Genomic DNA, 3183 nt, shown 5'->3' on the forward strand with positions numbered 1-3183 from the left:
CCATTGCACGCCATTCGTCGACACATCACCGCGCTCCTCATCGGCGGTGAGCGCGAGGATGAGGTCGCGGCGCGGCGTAAAACCTTCCCGTTTCAGTTGCGAGAGAATCGATACAAAGGCCGCCGCCATTGCTTTATCGTCAGCAGCGCCACGGGCCGTGAAATAGCCATCGGTCTCGACCAACGTGAACGGATCGGTATTCCACTCCTCACGCTTGGCCTCGACCACATCGAGGTGTGCCAGCAACAACATGGGCCGACGGGTGCGATCGGTACAGATGCGATCTGTGCCGAAGCCATCGCCGAAGCTGTCGGTACGGCGACTCAATCCCTCGTCGCACCGACGATTAATGTCGGGATGGCATTGCATCATACTGGTTTTCCAGGCACGATTAGTTTGCGTCCGAGTACGCTGATTTTAGTCATTCGCGACTATCTTACTTGCTTGGCGAGATCGGGCTTTACTAAGTTCTTTTTTATCAACGGGCATGGCGGTAACATCGCTACGCTAAAGGCAGCTTACTCGGAGGCATACGCGCATCTTGCCGATCTGAATATTCCTAATATCGATCGAATCGAATGCCAGACAGCAAACTGGTTTATGTGCGGAAGTGTCTATCGTCTAGCTAAGGAATTATACGGCGATCGCGAGGGTTCTCACGCAACACCTTCAGAAGTTGCTCTGACTCAATATCTCTACCCTGAAACTGTCAAATCTACGCCATTAGATCCCAACAATCTGTCTTCAGAACGCAAAATTCTTGGTGCGGCAGATTTTCGCCGTCGTTATCCCGATGGCAGAATGGGTTCCGATCCGAGTCTAGCTACCCCAGAACACGGTAAGCAATTTTTCGATCTCGCCGTCAAGGATCTCACCGCTAGTTATTTGGAGTTTTTAGTAGAGTAGATGGGAATTGGGAGTTGGGAGTTGGGAGTTGGGGGACGAGGAGACTGGGAAACTAGGAGACTGGGAGAATATTTACCTTTTACCTCTTACCTCTTACCTTTTACCTCTTACCTTTTACCCTCTACCCTCTCCCATCTCCCATCTCCCATCTCACCTAATCGGCACTCCAACCGATCGCAAGAAACCACGCAGGCGTAGTAAAAATAGTGTTTCTTTGATTTTGGGGTTATTAATCGCGACACTGGCATTGTCTCGTTCGAGTTGGAGCCGAGTCGTGACGACTAATTCGGCAAAATCGGCAGCAGATAATGGTTTGCCATCGATCGGCGATCGAGCTTCGGTGATGATTTCAGCTCTGAGTACTTCTTCGGGAATGTCGGCATCGGCGGGAAGATTATCGGCTCTAACTGGGAGTGCAACCTGCCAGTTTGCACTCACCACCAATCCGATTTGAATTATTTGTCGGGCAATTTTGGGAGACATCTAAACACTAGCGATATGTTAGTTGCAGTGAGCGGCTGTGAAGTATCGACTCGTTGGCAAAGCCTCCGCCATGCGGAATCGAATAGTGGTAGCGCTCTGGGCGGGTGGTAGCTGGCTCTGGCTCAAATGGAATCTTTGTTCGTCTAGAAATGGGGTTCTGTGACTCTCACGACTACATTAGCAGAACAATGCTAGTATGTGTATCGATAGTTGCTATCTAACTCAAAATACATCGTTTCCAGTCACTTACATTTTGATTAACTTCGCATGTATCAGCTAAACATCCCCCCCGATCGCGAGTCTTTGTCAGCAACACAGCGTCGTACCTCAGTTACACGCGCCCCAAAATCTCCGGTAGTGGGAGTCAACTCTCATCAGCCCCAGCCACAAGTCAGACAATTACCCCAAAATTCAGCCCCAGCTTGGCTCACATCGCTGCTTGCAGTTCAAAAGGGTGCAGCGATCGTTTTTTGCAGCGTATTGGGGCTGAGTGTCATTGTCTATGGGCATACCGCACGGACTCAAGATACGTGGAAAGCGCAACACAAGCAATTAAAGCGGTTCCAAACGCAAGAACATCAACAAGCTGTCATCGCGGAAAATATCAAGCAGGACTTGGCACAACAAGCACAGCAACCTGAGAGTGGCTTAGTCGATCCCAGTCCCAAGCAGATGGTATTCATTACTGGTGCGCCACAACGCCCCATTAAAGCGCCAGCTAGTCCTGCATCTGCTGCCCCCAAATCCAAGCTGCCATTAGGTTACTAACCATTCATCCCAGCGTATTGTGGACGATCGATCTGTGTCGGTACTGATTCTCGCTGGCGGTCGGAGTTCGCGGATGGGTCGCGATAAGGCTACCATTGAGATCGATGGAGTGCCCTTAATTCGGCGGATTTATGATGCTGTGGCTGGCTGTGAGGATATCGGAAATCGCGATCGATCGCTGCACCCGCAAATCTATGTAATTACCCCCTGGACGGATAAATATCAGTCACTTTTACCGGAGGATTGTGAATTTATCCCCGAGCGAGTACCAGACTGCGGGCCATTGCTGGCTTTTTCACAAGCACTGACAGTAATTTCGACACCTTGGGTATTGACCCTCGCTTGCGATTTGCCCAATTTATCAACTTTGGCGCTCCAATCCTGGATCGATGGATTGCCCGCTATCGCCCCTGAGAGCATTGCTTATCTCCCCAAACACTCTGATAAGGGGTGGGAGGCATTAGCTGGCTGCTATCGGCAAATTTGCCACCGATCGTTGCGTGCATACATCGATCTGGGCGGTCGATCGTTTCAAGGTTGGCTCCGAGAGCAAGTAGTTACTGAGCTAGTCGTAGCCGATCCCCGCTGGCTGGCAAACTGTAATACCCCCGCCGAGCTAGCACAGATTGTCGCCGATCGACCAACTTCCTCGCAGCTAGGGCGGATATCGGTCTAAAATAGTAATCGATCGGCGAAAATTACGCTAGGTAAAAATATTAACCCGAACTCGCGCCAATTATCAATTATTAATTATTAATTATCAACTCATCCATGACCTTACTACCGACTGATGATACCCCGTTGTACAATCATCCCCTGCCTGAAATCGAGCAATGGTTGATCTCAATGGGTTGCGAACAAGATGATAGTGAGTTGCACTGCTGGCATATTACCAGACCAGATTGGCGCGCCGAAGTATGTTTGGATATCGAAGAACTTACCGTTCGCTATCATGCCATCGCCGATAGTCCCACCCCGCTTACCTCGGGCAATCCGAGTATCTATCGCACCTTCAAATATTCGCTG

General features: G+C 50.2%; 5 protein-coding genes and 1 pseudogene. 4 read left to right on the forward strand and 2 right to left on the reverse strand.

Features of this window, described 5'->3' with window-relative positions; translation table 11 throughout:
• A pseudogene (locus RMO35_RS06320) lies at positions 1-261 on the reverse strand (M20/M25/M40 family metallo-hydrolase); the annotation flags it as partial.
• Here RMO35_RS06320 and RMO35_RS06325 point away from each other — a divergent pair.
• Positions 193-906, forward strand: coding sequence for a creatininase family protein (locus RMO35_RS06325; RefSeq protein ID WP_396135617.1), 714 nt, complete (start codon positions 193-195; stop codon positions 904-906). The pseudogene RMO35_RS06320 and the gene RMO35_RS06325 sit on opposite strands and share 69 nt — an antisense overlap.
• A gap of 150 nt (positions 907-1056) precedes the next feature.
• On the opposite strand, the gene RMO35_RS06330 is transcribed toward RMO35_RS06325, so the two are convergent.
• The gene (locus tag RMO35_RS06330; protein ID WP_309739410.1) at positions 1057-1389 is read right to left on the reverse strand and encodes a hypothetical protein; all 333 of its coding nucleotides are present in this window, start codon (positions 1387-1389) and stop codon (positions 1057-1059) included.
• Between the two features lie 267 nt (positions 1390-1656).
• Between RMO35_RS06330 and RMO35_RS06335 the strand changes: the two genes are divergently transcribed.
• The 3 genes from RMO35_RS06335 to RMO35_RS06345 form a co-directional block, all read left to right on the forward strand.
• On the forward strand, positions 1657-2157 hold the full coding sequence (locus RMO35_RS06335) for a hypothetical protein (protein WP_309739412.1): 501 nt from the start codon (positions 1657-1659) through the stop codon (positions 2155-2157).
• Positions 2158-2176: 19 nt separating this feature from the next.
• Positions 2177-2833 carry a molybdenum cofactor guanylyltransferase gene (locus tag RMO35_RS06340; RefSeq protein WP_309739413.1) on the forward strand — a complete coding sequence of 219 codons (657 nt, stop codon included), beginning with the start codon at positions 2177-2179 and terminating at the stop codon, positions 2831-2833.
• A gap of 95 nt (positions 2834-2928) precedes the next feature.
• Positions 2929-3183, forward strand: a 255-nt coding sequence (locus tag RMO35_RS06345; RefSeq protein ID WP_309739414.1) for a DUF3143 domain-containing protein, incomplete at its 3' end; no start/stop codon positions are given.

It is taken from the genome of Chamaesiphon sp. OTE_20_metabat_361 (assembly GCF_031364565.1).

Excerpts from the sequence above, each read along its gene's own strand:
- RMO35_RS06330 (WP_309739410.1), bottom strand. The coding sequence starts at position 1,389 with ATGTCTCCCAAAATTGCCCGACAAATAATTCAAATCGGATTGGTGGTG.
- RMO35_RS06335 (WP_309739412.1), top strand. The coding sequence starts at position 1,657 with ATGTATCAGCTAAACATCCCCCCCGATCGCGAGTCTTTGTCAGCAACA.